The following is an 18,658-nucleotide window of genomic DNA, read 5'->3' on the forward strand; positions in this document are numbered from 1 at the left end:
TTAATTATGAATTTTAAATTATTAATTATAAATGAGTTGTGCTGAATAATTCGCATAAATACGAATATACATTTACCCAAATTTACAAATTAAAATTCTGTATTTCATTTCAGATTCCACATTTTGCCTTTCCATTCCAGATTCTGTATTTCATTCCAAATTTAAAAGTATCGTGGCGTAATAATCCTTGTCTTGCTGAAACCAAACTCGTAGCGCAACATAATCTCGTGGCTACCAGACGTATATTTGCCCAAAGGCGTAAGTGTATAATCATACGCATAACCGATGCCTAACTGCGGCGTTACTTGGAACTCAAAAAGCGCATCTATGGAATCCCTTGTTCTGTAAGACAAACCTACGGCAAACATATCAAAAAGCCACAAGTTGGCGTTGAAATCAAACTCTATGGGTGCGCCTTGGACAAATTTTACCAAAATAGAAGGCTTTAATTTCAAACTTTTATTGATGTCAAAAACGTAGCCTGTTGTCAAAAATAAGTGCCTATATTGGCTTGCTTTGTCGCCTACTTGGAAAACTGTCCCTTCTCCATTGAGTCTATTAAGCAAAATATTCGGAACGGAAGCCCCTGCGTAAAACTTATTGGTGTAGTAGTAAATTCCCGTTCCAAAATTGGGCAACCAACGATTGATGACCAGAGAAAAGGCAGGGTCAAAAACGCTTGGTGAGAAAGAATGGGCAATGGAAGCAAAATCTGCACGATACTGTAAAACAGAGGCTTGCAAACCCAAAGAAAGTCTTGCCTTGTTTTTGAAAGTAATGCGATAGGCATAGTTCAAACCAACATTATTTGTATTGGTAATCCCTAATCTGTCGTTACAGAAAATGATACCCAACCCTACTTTTTCGTTGCGTACAGGTGCGTGCATGGAAAAAGTTACCGTTTTGGGTGCACCATCAATGCCTACCCATTGGTTACGGTAAAGGGCCGTGGCACTCAATACTTCCCTGCTTCCTGCATAAGCGGGGTTTAGCACTAAGCCATTGAACATATACTGGGTAAACATCGCATCTTGCTGTGCAAAGAGGGTGTTTGCCAATATGATAGGAAATAAGAGTACAAAAAGTTTTTTCATAATATTTTTATATGTTTCGTGTGTTAGTTTTTACATGATAACACGTAAAAAAATAGACTATTCAATGCAGTATATATGTTGTTCTGAAAATTATCATTTCTGAAAAGAAAAATTTTATAGTTACCGATATTGAACTCCTAACGGAGTTATAATTATCAATGTCAATATTCTGCTATCAATATTGAATCCCTAACGGGATTGAAATACATGAACATATCTCTGTCTTAATATGAGTTGTAAATCATTTGATTTATAATAATTTACAACTTGTAATTTATTTCTACAAAGCTGTCATCAATACAGGACTAAAATTCAAAATCTAATTTCTATTTTGGTTTTTCGGTGAGGCGTGTGTATCACACGCATCACCAAATAATTACCTTTGAATTGTCATAAACCCTACTCTTGGTTTCTGACCGTTGCGCAAATCAACAATGTAGTAGTAAGTACCATCTGGAACACCCTCACCTATCAAAATACCCACAGTGGCTATTGCATTCCAAGTATTTTTATAATGCTCGTCTTCATAAATTAGGTTGCCCCAACGATTAAAGATTTGCAGTTTAATATCATAGCGTTCTGCACCTTTGATAACGAATACATCATTTATTCCGTCCCCATTTGGAGAGAAACCTTCTGGAATAAAGATTTCTTCGCAAGCCAATACGTCCACATAAATCTTGGCAGTACCGCATTTGCTCAATGGTGAAGTGCTGTTACAAGCCTCATAGACTAAGCTATCTCTACCCACAAAACCTTTGGGAGGCAAGTAGTTAAATCTTCCATCTGCTGAGATACTATAAACTCCACCGCTTTGAGTAAGCCCATTCAACACGACTTTTGCCTTCATTTGCGTTTTGTTCGGGTCTTCATCATTGGTCAAAATATTTCCTGTCAATTCCGTACAGTTGTCTGTGCCAAACTCGTCAGGTCTTACAATTGGAGGTTTAGAAGTACAAGCCAAGACATTGATGACAATTCTACCTTTTGCACACTGATTGAGGCTGTTACAAACTTCGTATTCTAAGCTATCCAACCCTACTGCGTTCAAAGCTGGGCGGTAAATCATCGTTCCGTCTGCACTAATAGAAACTACACCTCTCAATAGTGTTACTGTATTAGGCAGTGGCGTAATTCTCACCAAACCAACGTTTTGCAAGATGATTTTTTCCGTCAAAATTGTATTAGCACAATTGTCAGTCGTGAACACAAAGCGAGTTGGAACAGGCGTTACAGGGCTTTCTGGCGACAAGACAAAGGTAGTTGGCGTATCTTCGCTTGGGTTGCCATCTCCGTTAGGGTCAGGGTTTGTGCCTTCAGTAGAGGTATCAGTTACAGGCGTATTGCCTGCTAAACCACTGCCTATGGCTGTATTTCTATAAACTGCACTGCTCGTAGTATTTGGTATCACATTGACAGTGAAGGAAATAGTTTGTGATTCACCTATACTCAAACGACCTCCTGACAAGAGATTACTGTTTCCCGCCCTGCCTGTGTAATTCGCATTGCTTATTAAATTCCCTGTTGTTATTGGCGCACCAATTACTCTGAATTGCGCGGGACTTGGGAAGGTCGAAGTCAAGTCGTCTGTTACTTGCAAATTGGTGATTTCCGTATTTCCGTAATTTCTTACCGTGATTTGGTACGTGAAATTATAGCTTCCATCTGCTTGTCTTACAGGAGTTATCAAGTTTTTCGCTACACCTAAGAACGGTCTGCCACTGTCTGTAATTGGCAAGTTGAAAATCGTTGGGCTTTCTTCCACGGGGTTCCCGTCATTGTTCGGGTCGGGGTTCAAACCATCAGTAGAAGTGTCCGTAGTTGGTCTGCCTGTGGGGTCTTGTGCGCTTCCCACTGCTGTATTTCTAAATGAAGCAGTCGTTGCGTTTGGTATCAAATTGACAGTGAAGGAAATAGATTGTCTTTCTCCTATACCTAATGTACCACTTGACAAAAGATTAATATTACTTCCTGTGCCTGTAAATCCTGTATTGCCTACTAAATTTCCTGTCGCACTTGGTGGAATTACTACGCTAAACTGTGCAGGACTTGGGAATGTATTTAATAGATTGTCAGTTACTTGCACGTTTGACAAAGCTACATTTCCGTAGTTTCTCACTGAAATCAAGTAAGTCAAATTAAAGCTACCATTTGCTTGGCGCACTGCGGAAAGTAGGGTTTTAGCCACCCCAATTCTTGGGCTATCCGCAGGGATACTCAACACCGTTGGAATGTTCTCATCTGGTGTACCATCACCATTAGGGTCAGGATTAAAACCATCAGTAGAAGCGTCTGTTACTCTATTCGTTCCATTTTGACCACTACCCACTGCTGTATTTCTGTAAGATGCAGTAGCGGCATTTGGCGTTAAATTCACTGTGAAAGAAACAGTTTGACTTTCTCTCACTGCCAAGTTCCCACCATTCAAGAGGTTCGCATTGCTTCCTGTTCCTGTAAAACCAGCATTGGCTATCAAGTTTCCTGTTGCCGCAGGCGTACCTACTACCCTGAATTGGGCTGGACTTGGGAAGGTCGCATTCAAGTCTTCTGTAACTTGTACGTTGGTCAATTCCACATTTCCGTAGTTTCTTACAGTAATTTGGTACGTTACATTGTAAGTTCCGTCCCCTTGTCTTACTACATTGGTAATGGTTTTAGCCACCCCAATCAAAGGTCTATTGTTCGTGTTGTCCACAGGTAAAGTCAAAGGCGTAGGACTCTCTTCTGTTGGATTTCCGTCCCCATTCGGGTCAGGGTTTGTTCCGTCAGTAGAATTGTCTGTTACAGTAACTGTTCCGCTTTGTCCTCTGGCAGTGGCAGTATTCCTATACGTGATATTGTTGGTCGTGTTTGGAATCAAATTGACCGTAAAGACCACATTTTGAGATTCTCCTGCGGCTAATCTGCCTCCACTGACTACCAAGTTGTTTGCGCCTGTGCCTGTGTAAGAAGCATTGCCTACTAAATTTCCTGTGGCGGAAGGTGCGCTCACGATGCTAAACTGAGCAGGACTTGGGAAAGTTACATTCAAGTCATCAACTATTTGAACGTTAGTCAATTCTATGTTTCCATAGTTTCTTACCGTTATTTGGTAAGTTACATTGTAGCTACCGTCTGCTTGGCGAACTATGGAGAATACATTTTTTGCAATGCCTATTCTTGGACGAGCCAAGTTTGGAGGCAAGGTAAATACGGTTGGCGTGCTTTCTCTTGGGTCGCCGTCATTGTCAGGGTCGACATTGACCCCGTCAGTAGAACGGTCAGTTACCACTACATTTCCTCTCTCTCCTCTTGCGACTGCGGTATTAGTATATGTTCCGCTTGTGGCATTAGGTATCACATTGACTATGAAGGAAATAGTTTGTGTTTCTCCTGCGCTTAGTCTTCCTAAACCTGTTAGTAAATTAGGATTCAAGGCTGTTCCTGTATAACCTGTATTTGCCAACAATACCCCTGTTGCACTTGGAGGCGATACAATTCTGTAAGTCGCAGGTGCAGGGAAAACGGTAGTCAAATCATCAGTTACTTGGATATTCGTCAATTCTGTATTGCCCATGTTACGAACTGTAAGCAAGTAAGTTACATTAATGCTGCCGTCATCTTGGATAGACAAGGGCAATACGGTTTTTGCTAAACCTATGGTTTGTTTTTCACAAACTTGTACTGTAATAACCGCTTTGTCTTGCAATTCTACTGCATTACAAGTAATACTACTTGTGTTTGGAATAGCAAAAACGGTGTAAGTGCTTGTTGTTGTTGGTGCAGGAGAAAGATTAAAGGTGATACTGCTTCCTGTACCTGTTTGTGAAGCCACGACTGCACCGCTTTGATTTCTTAATTCATAGCGCACTCCATTTTGTGTACTGCTAACAGTAATTGGCACAGAAGGAGGTGCTTGGTTATCACAATATTCTGAATCACTGACGCTTGCGTTGGCATTGGTGGTACTCACGCCTACGACAGTAATGGTTACATCATTGTTATTTTGAGGGCAAACCGTACCAGCAACTGTCCAACGGAAAACATAAGTCCCTACGGTTAAGTTAGTTACTGCGGTATTGTTTGCACTTGGATTGACAAAATTAGCAGTGCTTGGACCCGAAACTTGCGACCACGTTCCTGTGCCTATGATTTGAGGCTGTGCGTTCATAGTCAAGCTATTTCCGAAACAAATGGTTTGGTTAGTTCCTGCATTTGGTACGCTTGCATTGACGATAGTTACCTCGCTAAACAAGTTAGGGCAAGGTGTGCCTGTAATTGTCCAACGGAACACGTAAGTTCCTGCTTGCAAGCCGCTTACTGTTGGGTTTGGAATATTGATGTTACTAATACTTGCAATGGCAGGTCCTGAGATTTGTGACCAAGTTCCTGTTCCTGCAATTGGATTACTTGCGTTCAAAATGGTAGAAACTGCGCCGCAAAGGTTTTGATTTGCGCCTGCACTTACGGTTGGCGAAACATTAATCGTTACTTGGTCGCTTGACACACCACAAGTTCCCCCTGAGAGTGTCCATTCAAATACGTAAGTACCTGTGGTTAAACCTGTAATAGTCGTATTTGGACTATTTTGATTAGTAATATTGACGGGATTACCACTGATTTGAGTCCAAGTTCCAATTCCTGAGATTGGCGTATTTCCTGCTAAAGTGGCAGTAGTGGTATTACAAATATTTTGGTCTGGTCCCGCATTGGCATTTTCAGCAATTCTCACAATGACATCATCGGTAGAAGGCGTACATGCCGAGCCTGTAATCGTCCAACGGAACACGTAAGTTCCTGTTTGCAAGTTGGTTACTGTAGCATTGGCTATATTCCCACTGAAATTAGCAGTGCTTGGACCTGAAATCTGTGTCCATGCTCCTGCACCTGTAGTGGGTGGAATCGCATTTAAGGTTACAGTTGTTACATTACAAGCATCTATGTCTGCTCCTGCATCGGCAGGGGAGGAAACTAAAATAGTCATTTGGTCGGAAGTAGTTGGGCAAGCCCCGCCTGTTACTTCCCATTGGAAAATGTAAGTTCCATTGGTTAAACCTGAAACGGTAGTAGTTGGTGAATTGATGTTGGCAAACATCTCTCCTGCGGGACCGCTTACTTTTGTCCAAGTCCCTGTACCTGTGATAGGTGCGGTAGCAGCTAAGGTAGTAGAAGTAATGCCTACCCCACAAAGGTTTTGGTCTAACCCTGCATTGGCAGGAGTGGAAACTACCACAATCACATCATCAAAAGAAGTAGCACAACCGCCTCCTGAAATTGTCCAACGGAACGTATAAGTTCCACTTGTTAAACCTGTTACAGTAGTATTTGGCGAGTTTTGATTATTAATGGTTGCACTTGCTCCGCCGATTTGTGTCCATGTGCCTATTGCACCTCCTAATGGCGTATTTCCCGATAGAGTAGTAGTCGTTACATTACACAAGTTTTGGTCAAGTCCTGCGTTTGCGTTTGGTGCAGCGGTTACGGTCATGCTTTGCGGAGTCAAAATACAAGGTGTTCCTGTAATAGTCCAAGTGAAAGTATAAACCGTTCCTATCGTTAAGCCTGTTACCGTAGAAGTAGGCGAATTAGGAGCGGCAATCGTTACTCCTGCATTTGGCGAAACCGTCCAAGTTCCTGTACCGACTACTGGAGCGGTTGCTGCCAAAGTGGTACTTGTTGTATTGCAAAGCACTTGGTTTGCACCAGCACTTGGCTCACCTACGACGTTGATTACTACATCATCACTGGTCGTTCCACAAGGACTTCCTGAAATTGTCCAACGGAAAGTATAGGTGCCTGTGTTTAAGCCTGTAATAGTTGGAGTAGGCGAATTGATATTGCTAATCGTTGCGGCAGCCCCCCCGACTTGTGTCCAAGTTCCTGTGCCTACTATCGCCGTATTGCCTGCCAAAGTAGTAGTTGTTACCGCACAAAGGGTTTGGTCCGGTCCCGCATTGGCTGGCTCAGCCACACGAATAGTTACATCAGAAGAAGAAGGAGAGCAACTTCCACCCGTCAATGTCCAACGGAATACGTAAGTTCCTACTGTCAAACCTGTTACAGTAGTATTTGCTAAATTTATATCTGTAATAGAAGCCAAACTTCCGCTAATTTGTGTCCAAGTTCCTGTTGCTCCTGTGGCGGTATTTCCTGCTAAAGTAGTTGATGTTACTCCACAAAGATTCTGATTAGCCCCTGCATTAGCTGTAAAAGTCGTAGGGATTACTGAAATCGTTACATTTGCCTGAGAAGGCGTACAAATACCGTTGCTGATTGTCCAAGTAAATGTATAATCGCCTGCCTGAGTCAATCCTGAAACCGTCGCATTAGGCTGGTTGGCATTGTTGAAGGTAACAGTACCCGTAAAGCCCGAGGGAGCAGAAGCCAAAGACCAAGTTCCTGTTCCTACCATTGGTACGTTTCCATTCAAGGTCGTAGAAGTTGCACAAATAGACTGATTTGTGCCAGCATTGGCAATGGTTGGTGCCTCTTGGCGAGTAATAGTTACAAAGGCATCTGTGAATCCACAAGAATTAGCAATTCTCCAACGGAAAGTATTGATACCTACTGTTAAACCTGTAACACCTGAATTAGGGTTAGAAGGGTCAGTAACAGTTGCTCCACCAGCAGTTACTGTCCACTGCCCTGTGCCTATGAGAGGCACGTTGCCAGAGAGAGCTGGGAATACGTCTGAACAAACTACTTGATTTGTACCTACGGTAGCTACAGTTGCGGGTTGTTCTCTGATGATACTTACTTCTGCAAACGAACTTCCACAAGAGTTAGCAATTGTCCAACGGAAAGTATTAACCCCTAAACTCAATCCTGTTACCCCTGAGTTAGAGTTATTCACATCTGTTACTGTAGCTGTTCCTGCTGTTACCGTCCAAGTGCCTGTACCAGAGATAGGGGTATTTCCAGAGAGGGCATTCCAAGTAGTAGCACAGGTAGTTTGATTTGTTCCTACTGTCGCAGTAGTCGGTGGACTTTCCCTCGTAATAGTCAAGAAAGCATCAGTGAAACCGCAGGCATTAGCAATTCTCCAACGGAAAGTATTTACCCCAATGGTCAAACCTGTAACTCCAGAAGTCGGATTAGAAGGGTCTGTTACCGTCGCCCCACCTGCCGTTACTATCCAAGTTCCTGTACTTCCTGCGTTAGGTACGTTTCCTGTAAGGTTAGCTGTGGTTAAACATGTAACTTGGTTTGCCCCTACTGTGGCGGTATTAGCCGCTTCTACCCTTGTAATATTTACGCTACTAACAGAAGGCGGACAAGAACCGTTGGTAACTGTCCAAGTAAAGGTGTTGATACCTAATCCTAAACCTGTAACCGTAGAGGTTGGGGAATTAGGGTTAGTAACTACCCCCGAACCGGCAGTAACAGTCCAAACGCCTGTTCCTACTGCTGGCGTATTTGCTGCTAAGGTGAAAGTTGTATTACAAGTGCTTTGGTCTGCCCCAGCAAAAGCAGTGCTTGGTGGTGCTTCACGCGTGATGATTACTTCACTTGTAGAAACAGGGCAAGTACCATTACTTGTTGTCCACCTCAATATATTTGTTCCTACGGAAAGATTAATGACTTGAGAAATAGGCGAATTAGGACTTACTACTGAGCCTGTCCCACTTACGACTGTCCAAGTACCTGTGCCTACTGTAACAGGAGTAGCATTTAAAGTAGTATTATCCGCACATATTGTTTGATTTATTCCTGCAAAAGAAGGGGTAGGTGGTTCTTCTCTGATAATAGTAACTTCATCAAAAGAAGGCGTACAATTCGGACTCGAAATCGTCCAACGGAAAGTATTTACCCCTATGCTCAATCCGCTCACTGTAGTATTAAATAGACCAGAATTGGCAAAAACTCCCGAGCCTGCTACTAATGTCCACTGTCCTGTTCCTACGGTAGGCTGATTAGCAGAAAGTTGTGCAGTAGGCGTACAAACAGTTTGGTCTGTACCTGCATTGGCAGGAGTTACATTGTCGTTTCTTGTAATAACAATACTTGAAACAGAAGTAGCACACCCGTTAGTAACCGTCCAAGTAAATATATTGAAACCAACGGCTAAATTCGTAGCTACTGCATTCGGATTGTTAATATCAGCAGGAGCAATGGTTGCACCTCCAATCACCGACCAAGTGCCTGTTTCCCCTGCGGCAGCATTAGGTACATTGGCATTGAGGTTATAAGTAGAGCCACAAATCGTTTCGCTGACTCCTGCTACTGAAAGACTTACGCTTCCTCTTCTTGTTAAAGTTACATCAGAAAAATTCCCTGCGGAAGGACACACTCCATTGGTAACCGTCCAACGGAATACGTTATCACCTAAACCCAAACCTGTTACTTGGGTAGTTGGGCTATTCGGGCTAATAATTGCCCCGCTACCACTTACCAACGTCCAAGTACCCGTTCCTGCTGATGGGGCAACCGCATTCAAGAAGCCATCAGCAGAGCAAACCAAAGAATTTGCTCCTGCATTGGCAGTAGAAGGAGGTGCAAAACTATTGACTAATAAATCTGCACTAGAAGCAGGACAAGTTCCATTGGTGATTGTCCATCTAAATCTATTGACACCGGGAGTTAAACCACTTACTGTAGAATTAAATTGGTTGGGGAAATCTACCGTCGCTCCCCCTGCAATCACTGTCCAAGTTCCTGTCCCTACGGTTGGATTATTTCCTGTTAAGGTAGTGGTTGAGCCACACACATTCTGGGTTGCCCCTACTATAGCAGTAGTTGGCGGTGCATTGACGGTAATGGTTACTGAACTTGCCGAACTTCCACAAATTCCATTGCTAATTGTCCAAGTGAAAGTATAATCTCCATTGACGGTTAAACCATTAGCGGTGGCAGTTGGGCTATTGATATTGGAGAAAGTTACGGTTGCTCCTGTGGGTGCGACTACTGACCAAGTGCCTGTTCCCACCGCAGGCGTATTTCCATTTAGCACAAAGGAAGTTGCGCAAACAGTTTGGTTTGCACCTGCATTAGAAACAGTTGGAGAAGCTAGACGAGTAATACGAACTTGACTTTCCGAAGGATTACAAGCTGTTCCGTTTCGAGATGTCCAACGCAAAATGTAATCTCCTGCGACTGTAAAACCTGAAGCTGTGGTATTATGCAAATTGGCATTACCAAAAGTAATTGTCCCTGCACCACTTGGCGCACTTACTACCGTCCAAGTCCCTTGACCTGAGGTGATTATATTTCCGTTTAGTGTTGTATTGTCTGCACAAATTATTTGGTCTGTTCCTGCATTGGCGATAGTTGGGGGAGCAGTTACTGAAATCTGAACAGTAGAGCTACTTGGAGTACAAGCTCCGTTGCTAATCTCCCAACGTAAGACGTAATTACCTACCACATTGAAGCCTGTGGCTACTGTATTGGGCAGGTTTGGATTGACAAAACTTATATCTGTTAAGTTCGCTCCCGCAGGCACGCTGACCACCGACCAAGTTCCGCTACCAATAGTAGGCGTATTGCCATTTAACGTAACACTTCCTATGGTTTGACAAACAGTTTGATTAGGTCCTGCATTGGCAGGAGTGGTATTTTCTACTCTTGTAATATCTACATCAGAAATGGCACTTGAGCAACCTGTACCTATGTAACCCACCGTCCAACGGAAAACGTTAGAGCCTAATTGTAAGCCTGTTACAGTAATAGTAGGTGTACCGTTTGCGCCACCTGGGACTCCCAAAGTCCCTGAAACAAGCGTAGTGCCAGGTGCCAATATCCAATAGTGATTTGTCCCTGCTGCAGGGGTATTGGCGGTTAAAGTTACTGTATTTCCGCATTGAATCACATTCGGACCTGCATAAGCAAAAACATTAGAATTTTGGCTGGTAATACTTACTTCGTCAAAAGTAGTAGGGCAAACTCCTCCTGTACTATTAGAAACCGTCCATCTCAGTACGGTAGTACCTACTTGCAAGTTGGTAACTACAGAATTAGGATTACTTGAATCTACAATAATTGGTGGAGGTCCCGAAGGCTGGCTCATGATTGTCCATTGACCTGTTGAACCCATAGGGAGTGGAGTTGCAGCTAAGATAGTCGTTCCACCGCAGAAAGTTTGGTCTGGTCCTGCATTGGCAACTGGGGGAGGAGGTACGACATTGATAGTTACTTGTGAACTTGATGTGCCACAACTGTTAGTGATTCTCCATTCAAAAACATTATTTCCATTAGAAAGTCCTGTTACAGTGGCATTAGGAGTATTATTATTTGGGCTAAAAATGCCTGTCCCAGAGATAATTACCCAAGTTCCTGTTTCTCCATTACTTGCATTTACGGTATTAGCGGCTAAAGTAGCGTTATTTACTGCGCAAAGCGTCTGATTAGCCCCTGCATTAGCGGGAGTGGGGGCGGCATCTAAGAAAATATCTACATCATCGGTAGAGGTATTGCCACAAGCATCTGTTACTGTCCAACGGAATCTATTTAAACCTGCAGTTAAGTTCGTAACTGAAGTAGTATTGCTTGCTGAATTAGTGATAGTCGCCCCTCCTAATATTCTTGTCCACTGCCCTATTCCATTTACTGGGAGGGTTGCATTTAAGTTTGTCGTTGTGGTTGTATTAACACAAAGCCTTTGGTCAGGTCCTGCATTGGCGGGAGAACCCAAAGGATTTACTGTTACAGTTACTTCGGTAAATTCGCTACCACAAGCATTGGAAACCGTCCAACGGAATACATTTGCTCCATTGGCTAAACCTGAAACCGTAGTAACAGGGTTAGTATTATTGCCAAAAACACCGCTTCCTGAAACTAATGTCCACAAGCCCGTTCCGTTGATAGGAGCCGAGGCTGTGATAGTAGTATTGTTTGTACCACAAAGATTAATAGGTGCTATTGAACTTGGTGGAACGACAGGGTTCTGAACATTAATCGTAACTTCGTCAAAGGTAGTAACATTGGTACATTGGTCTAAAACTGTCCATCTAAAAGTATTTGCACCTAAGGTTAAGCCACTTACTGTTGTATTAAACTGACTTGGATTATCAATGGTTGCTCCTCCACTAATCCTTGTCCAAGTTCCTGTTCCTGTGGTACCGGGATTGTTTCCTGCCAAAGTAGCTGAGGTAGGCATTGGATTTGCACATATTGTTTGGTCAGGACCTGCATCGGCGGGAACGCCCACAGGTTTACCTGTAATAATTACTTCTGAATCAGAAGGAGGACAAACCCCGTTAGTAACTCTCCAACGCAATCTGTTTGTTCCTAAACTTATATTAGTTACTGTAGCATTGGGGTTAGTAAGTTGTGCAGGGGCAATAGTGGCGGTTCCTTCTAAGACTGTCCAGAAGCCAGTACCTGTAGTAGGTACAGAAGCATTCAAAGTAGCAGTAGTTCCACAAACCTCGAAGTTCGCTCCTGCAAAAGAAGTAGAAGGAGGTTGATTGACAACTACAGTTACCGTAGAACTAAGTTGTTGGGAGCAGCTTACACCGTTAAAAGTAGGTGAAACGATTAATACATTGTAAGTAGCGGTAGCTGTGGGGGCGAATGCTGCAAAATTTTGAGCATTGCCATCGCCTGTAAGGATAGGCACACCTGATACTGGAGTAGCTCCTACCCTTAACTGGTAGGAATAACCTACCTTAGTTGTTGAAAGTCTGATGGTTACATTATCTCCCAAACAAATCGGGTTAGCACCCAGCACGCTTATAGTTTCTGTATTATTTGGCAGTACGATTAGCTGGGCATCGTTGCTTACATTGGTACAAGTAGTTGTTGGATTAGTAACTCTTACTCTATACCTATTCCCGTTGAACCCTAAAACTGTTGGATTAATCACTGTCAGGGTTTGAGTGGTAGCTCCTGCATAGTTCACTCCATTAGAAATATCTACAAAACCACTTCCACTGCCATCATCTACCTGCCACTGATAGTTCAAAGCACCTCCTGTTACTGAGAAAGTAGCATTTTGCCCTGCACAAACTGTTTGAGGTGCAGGATTAGTAACTGTAGGTAAAGGGCTATTTAAAACTTGGACATTGGCATTGGTAGTACCACAGCCCGCCGCGCCTGTAATTGTCCAACGGAAAATGTAAGGCGTAGCAGAAGCGATTACACCATTTACTGTAACGTTAGGCGAGGCATCATTAGGAGCAAAAGTAACTGCACTTGGTCCAGAAACCAATGTCCATTGACCTGTACCACCTCCCGAAAGAGCAGGATTATTCCCTGTTAAAGTAAAGCTACCTGCATTACACAGGTTTTGGTTGGTTCCTGCATTGGCAGGCTGAGAATTGGTTATAGTTACATCAGCAAAACTTGAAGGGCATGCCCCGCTTGTAATTTCCCAACGATATACATAAGTACCGAATTGTAAGCCTGTAACTGTGGTAACAGGATTTAGCTCATCTGTAATAGCACCACCTAGAGGTCCTGAAATCTTTGCCCATCTGCCCGTTCCTACTGTGGGCGTATTGCCGTTGAGCGTAGCAGTTGTCCCATTACATAAGTTAATTACTGAAGGATTGACAACTGCTGTAGTTGCCACTTGGCTTACAGTTAGACCTGCTACGCTTGATACGCCTACGCACTGAGTTGTATTTTGCTTAGTAATAGCCAATCTATATCTATAGCCATTCAAAGGCAAACTACCATTTGTAATAGTAAGCATATCGGTAGTAGCTCCCGCATACACCGCACCGCCTAAAGTTGCACCATTGACTACATTAAACCAAGTCATGCCTCCGTCATCGCTAAATTGCCACTGATAAGTGACTCCTGGTGCGGCTAATGAAGCGGCAGAGGGCTGAGCAGTAAAAGTAGCTGTACCGCCTACGCAGATAGACTGATTGGTAGGACCTGAAACAAAAGTAGGCAATGGGTCGACATTAACTACTTGGGTGGCTACTGCTCCCCCTGTACAAAATGCGGCATCTGTTACTATCAATTCTATGGTATAAGTACCAGAAGCAGAGAAAGCATAGTTTCCTATCATACCCCAAGGTGCAGGGTCAGGATTAGGCGTAACGGTGGCATTAAAAGTAGCTACTAAAGGTCCCGCAGTAGAGGGAGTAGTAACACCCGCAGGATTTTGATATACGTTCCAAACTCCTAATAAGTTTTTCGGATTTACGTTTGTATTGGCTTGACCTGTAAATAAAACAGGCTCATTAGGACATCTATCAAATGGCGTAACGGAGATAATAGAAGCTACTATGGTAGGGTCGACTATGGTAATGAATTTTTCTATTTCCGCAGGACACCCGTCAGGCACACCACCTTGATTGAAGGCACTACGTACCTGCAAACGCACTAAATAAGTTTTTGCAGTAGTAAAAGTAAAAGAAGGATTTTGGTCGCTGGAGGTAAATAAAACTGGGTTATCGGGACCTGGCTGATTAGGACCATTATCTCCATCATAAATTGTCCAAGACCACCTATTTACTTGCGGATTCATTACCGGACCTGTCTGCGGGTCAGGAGTACTTAAGTCTTGGAAATTCACCACTACGTTTCGGCATATCTGTCCCCCACCTGTCCAAGTAAAGTTCGCATTAGGATAACCACTTACGTTTACTCTCACTCCACCGGGAGAAGGATAAGCTACTCTACAAGAGGGAACAGAGCCATCTACTAAGGTAATATTAGGCAAGAAACTCCCTGAGGTAGTATAAGTATGGGTAATGGTTTTAGAGGTTTCGCCGGATGTAATTGTTTGTGTTTGAGTGGCAGAGCCATCGCCAAAATCCCAAATAATTTGTGTAGGATTTCCTGTAAAATTGGTAGCCGTAAATGTTACCATATCAGGTTTACAGAGGTTCGCAGGAGTGAAACTGAATGTGCCTCTGGGACCTGTAATTGTAACGAAGTTGGTCAAAGTCCTCACAATAGAACAGCCAGTAGCTGTATTAGTGGCAGTAAAAATCACATCAAATTGACGAGGAGCAGTAGGTGCATTGTATTCATTCGTAGCATTTTGGGAGTTAGCTTGGTTGCCATCACCAAACTGCCAATTGAAAGTCCAACCCGTTGGGTCGACATTAGAAGGAATAAAGCTACTTGTAAAACTGACGGCTTGTGGTGGGCAGTTTACGGTAATTCCTGAATTGCTACCATTCGCTCTGATGTCAAAATCCACATTGGTTACGGTAAAGTTTTGGCTTACAGTCCTCGAGCATCCTCCTACTGTATTGGTAACTGTGAGGCTTACGTTGTAAGTAGTAGAAGTTCCCGGTACAGTAGGAGCAGCGTAAGTATGCGTAGGATTTGCCGCAGTGCTTGTATTACCGTCTCCAAAGTCCCAAAAATAGGTAGCTGTGCCACCTGCATTGGTAGATGAAGTAAAACTCACGGGCGAACCTACACAAGCCGTTGTCCTATTGATAGTAAATGAAGCAGTGGGTCTATTGAAAATCTGCACAGTTACCGTTCTGGTTGCGATACAACCAGGTGCAGAAGGGCTGCCTGATTGCAAGGTATTATTATCTCTTACTCTTAAAGTTACTGTGTAGCTTCCTGCGGTATTGAAAATATGAGAAGCATTTTGTCCACTTGCCGTATTATTTATTCCAGAAGCAGGGTCTCCGAAGTCCCATTCCCAACTTACGATGCTATTGCTATTAGGTACTATATTCGCCACGCCAGCAAAGTTGATAGGTACACCTGTACACCCTGCCAAACTTGGGGTAGCGTTGATATTGATATTCGGACCTTGAATATTAACGGTCTTGACTGCTCCTGAGTAAGCCTTTGTACAGCCATTGCTCAATACCAAAGTAAGCGTAGGATTGTAAAGCGTGTTACTTGGGGCATAAGTATGCACTACATTAGCCCCCACTGGATGTGGTAAGGTTACAATAGGCGAACCATCTCCAAAATTCCAAATATATTGACTTATAGTAATGCCGGGAGCGGTTATTGTGGAAGTACTTGCAAAACTGACTTGGTTGGCTGAGCAAGAAATAGCAGGATTAGGAGAAATCGTAAAATCCACATTCACAGAAGCATCTGGCGAGATAGTGATTGTTCTTTGGGCAGTAGCTACGCACCCCATGCCGTTGTTCCCTGTGGCAGTCAAAGTAATGGTATAGGTGCCTGGGTTCAAATATGTATTACAAATATTAGATAGAGTAGCAGGCGAAGAGGCACTACTAAAAGTTTGTGTATTCCCATCACCAAAATTCACTACATAAATGGTAGGAGAGCTTGGTGAAGGAAGCGTACCACTAATATTTACACAAACTTGATTATTCGTAGGTGTTCCCGTACATACATCTGGTATCCCACCTACTACTTGCAAAGAAGGGATAGGACTTTGTATTCCACCGGGGACGCTGTAATTAAATGGGACAGAAATAGGGCAGCCATTAAAGAAGGCAGTAGCCGTAAAACCTTGCGTTCCATTTTGAGTAAATAACCGACTTACATTAAAAGGTGAATTGGTAACACTAACAGGCGAACCTCCATCACTGAAGCTATAGACTATGCTATCTGCTTCAAAACCAGGTGCAAATACAGGCGTAAAAGTAATTCCCGAGTCTTGACAGCCACCTGCTCCACCTGTTTGAGAAAAGCTTGTAATTTGTGGAGGAGTACCTACCTTAATAGGAACAGGAGAAGTTACTCTTTTCACACAACCGTTAATGGTAGTAATTTCTATGGCAGGAATATAATTTCCTCTGGTATTATAAGTATAATTCACCAGAGCAGTAAAAGGAGTAGGCGGAGTATGCGTAGGGCTTGCTGTTACCTCATACGTACCGTCGCCGTCATAGTCAATACGATACTGAGCAATTGGCTCTATCGCATTCATGCTTATATCAAAGTTGACCGTCAAAGGAGCGCATCCGATTCTTGGATTTCTTGGCACTATGGACAACTCTGGGTCAACCAAAGTAAGCACCCTTGTAACCGTAGTTTCACAGCCTGTAATATTATCTCTTACTGTAAGTTGTACATTATAAGTTCCAAACTGTTCGTAGATGTTGCTCAAAGAATAACCAGTTGCAATAGGTCCTGTCAATCCTGGTCCTATGTTTTCTCCAAAATTCCAAGTATAAGTATAGTTAGGATTTTGCGCTTGCAGAGGAATAAAAGTTACATTTTTGGGCGTAAAACAAAATCCATCTGTTGGGGTGTTGGTAAAATTGGCATCAGGAGGGCTAACTACTGTAACGTTGTATGGCTTGGTAACACTTCTTACGCAACCATCAGGATAGGTTACATCTAAGGTTACATTATACATGCCAGAGGTGGCAAAAGTTACATTGGGGTTAGCTTGAGTAGAGGTGGCAGGCGTACCTCCGGGAAAATTCCAAGAGAAACTCACTGCACCCGGCGAAGAGGCGTTAGTAAACTGTACCGTGCTTCCAGAACATATCTGATTAGTATTAGGCAAATTAAAATCTGCGGTCTGAGCGGCATTGATGGTAAATATTCTTGTAGCTATATCCCTACAACCTGTCGAGGAGATTGCCTCCAAAGTAATCGCATAAGTGCCTGGTGCATTGTAGGCATTGGGCGGTATGCTTGGGGGAGCGTTAGTAAGCGTAGTGATAGGAGAAAAAGGCAACTGGGGAAAAGTATTGTCAGGTCCGTTATAAAATCTCCATACATAACTGGTAATAGAACCCGCAGGGGCAGGGGTTGATGCAATCGTAGAAGTATTAGTAACCGAAGGTGCATAAGGGAACGAACAGGCTGGCGGTACGGGATTGATAGTAAAACTTGCTTGTGGGCGATGCCTTACCCTAATGTAAGCTGGTCTTTGGCGAATACCTACGCACTCCTCGCCGGGTCTGCCTCCAAAAGTGCGTGTAGTCAAAGTTACTTGATAATCACCTGGTACAGGATAAGTGTAGGTAAAAGTAGTCTGGTTAGGGTCGGTAATGTCAAAAAAGTTCCCATTTCCCATATTCCACCTTCTACTTAGTACATTCCCAACAAAAGGCTGCGCCCCGTAATTCGCAATATCTGTAAAAGTAACAGGGTCGCCTACACAAACTTCTGTAATGTCTGCTGTAAAATCAGGCGTAGGAGTAGTATAAACAATGACTTGCTTAGTTACCTGTGCCAATAAGCGGCTATCCGTAGGAAAAGCAGGCGGTGGTGGGGTACTATATACCCTCAGTAAAACAGAGTAAATGCCAGGGGATAGATAACTTCTGCTTGGGCTGCTAATAGGAAAACCTCCAGACAATGTCGTTCCCAACTCCTGCTGCGAACCTGTATTGGTACCGTTACCAAAATCCCAGTGGTAGTACAAAGTAGCTGGCGACTGAGGGACTCCATTATTCGTAACTGTAGAGGAAAAATTGTAAGTCGCTACCCCGCAACCATTGGCAGAAATGGTGGCAGTAAAGTCTGCTACCCATTGAGCCTTTGAAGAAGTGCTTACAAACAACGTGCTAAGCAAAAAAATAATAATACGTATATATGGCTTCATATAAATTAAAGAAAATTATCTAAAACAAAATTTGAAAGGAGCATAACAGATTGTTTAGGAAGAAGAAAGATGTAGATAGATGATAGCTTTTATTGATAAGTATTTTCCTTAGGTACAAAGGTATAGAGTTGTAGTGTTTGTTTTTTCTTTTTTCTATCAAACGGACTTTTACTCGTACTAA

At 43.1% G+C, this 18,658-nt stretch carries 2 protein-coding genes; both read right to left on the reverse strand.

From position 1 onward, the window contains the following. Positions 1 to 161 precede the first annotated feature (161 nt). Complete coding sequence (locus BM141_RS06275) at positions 162 to 1,094, reverse strand: PorP/SprF family type IX secretion system membrane protein (protein ID WP_091541925.1); 933 nt, start codon at positions 1,092 to 1,094, stop codon at positions 162 to 164. Between the two features lie 376 nt (positions 1,095 to 1,470). Further along, entirely contained in the window at positions 1,471 to 18,477 is a 17,007-nt protein-coding gene (locus BM141_RS06280; protein ID WP_091541928.1) for a PKD domain-containing protein, read from the reverse strand. Between the last annotated feature and the right edge of the window lie 181 nt (positions 18,478 to 18,658).

Origin of the sequence: Thermoflexibacter ruber (genome assembly GCF_900113045.1) — a bacterium.
Taxonomy (GTDB): domain Bacteria; phylum Bacteroidota; class Bacteroidia; order Cytophagales; family Thermoflexibacteraceae; genus Thermoflexibacter; species Thermoflexibacter ruber.

What these genes read in the sequence shown, in the direction of transcription:
- BM141_RS06275 (WP_091541925.1), bottom strand. Translation starts at nt 1,094, where the DNA reads ATGAAAAAACTTTTTGTACTCTTATTTCCTATCATATTGGCAAACACC.
- BM141_RS06280 (WP_091541928.1), bottom strand. Translation starts at nt 18,477, where the DNA reads ATGAAGCCATATATACGTATTATTATTTTTTTGCTTAGCACGTTGTTT.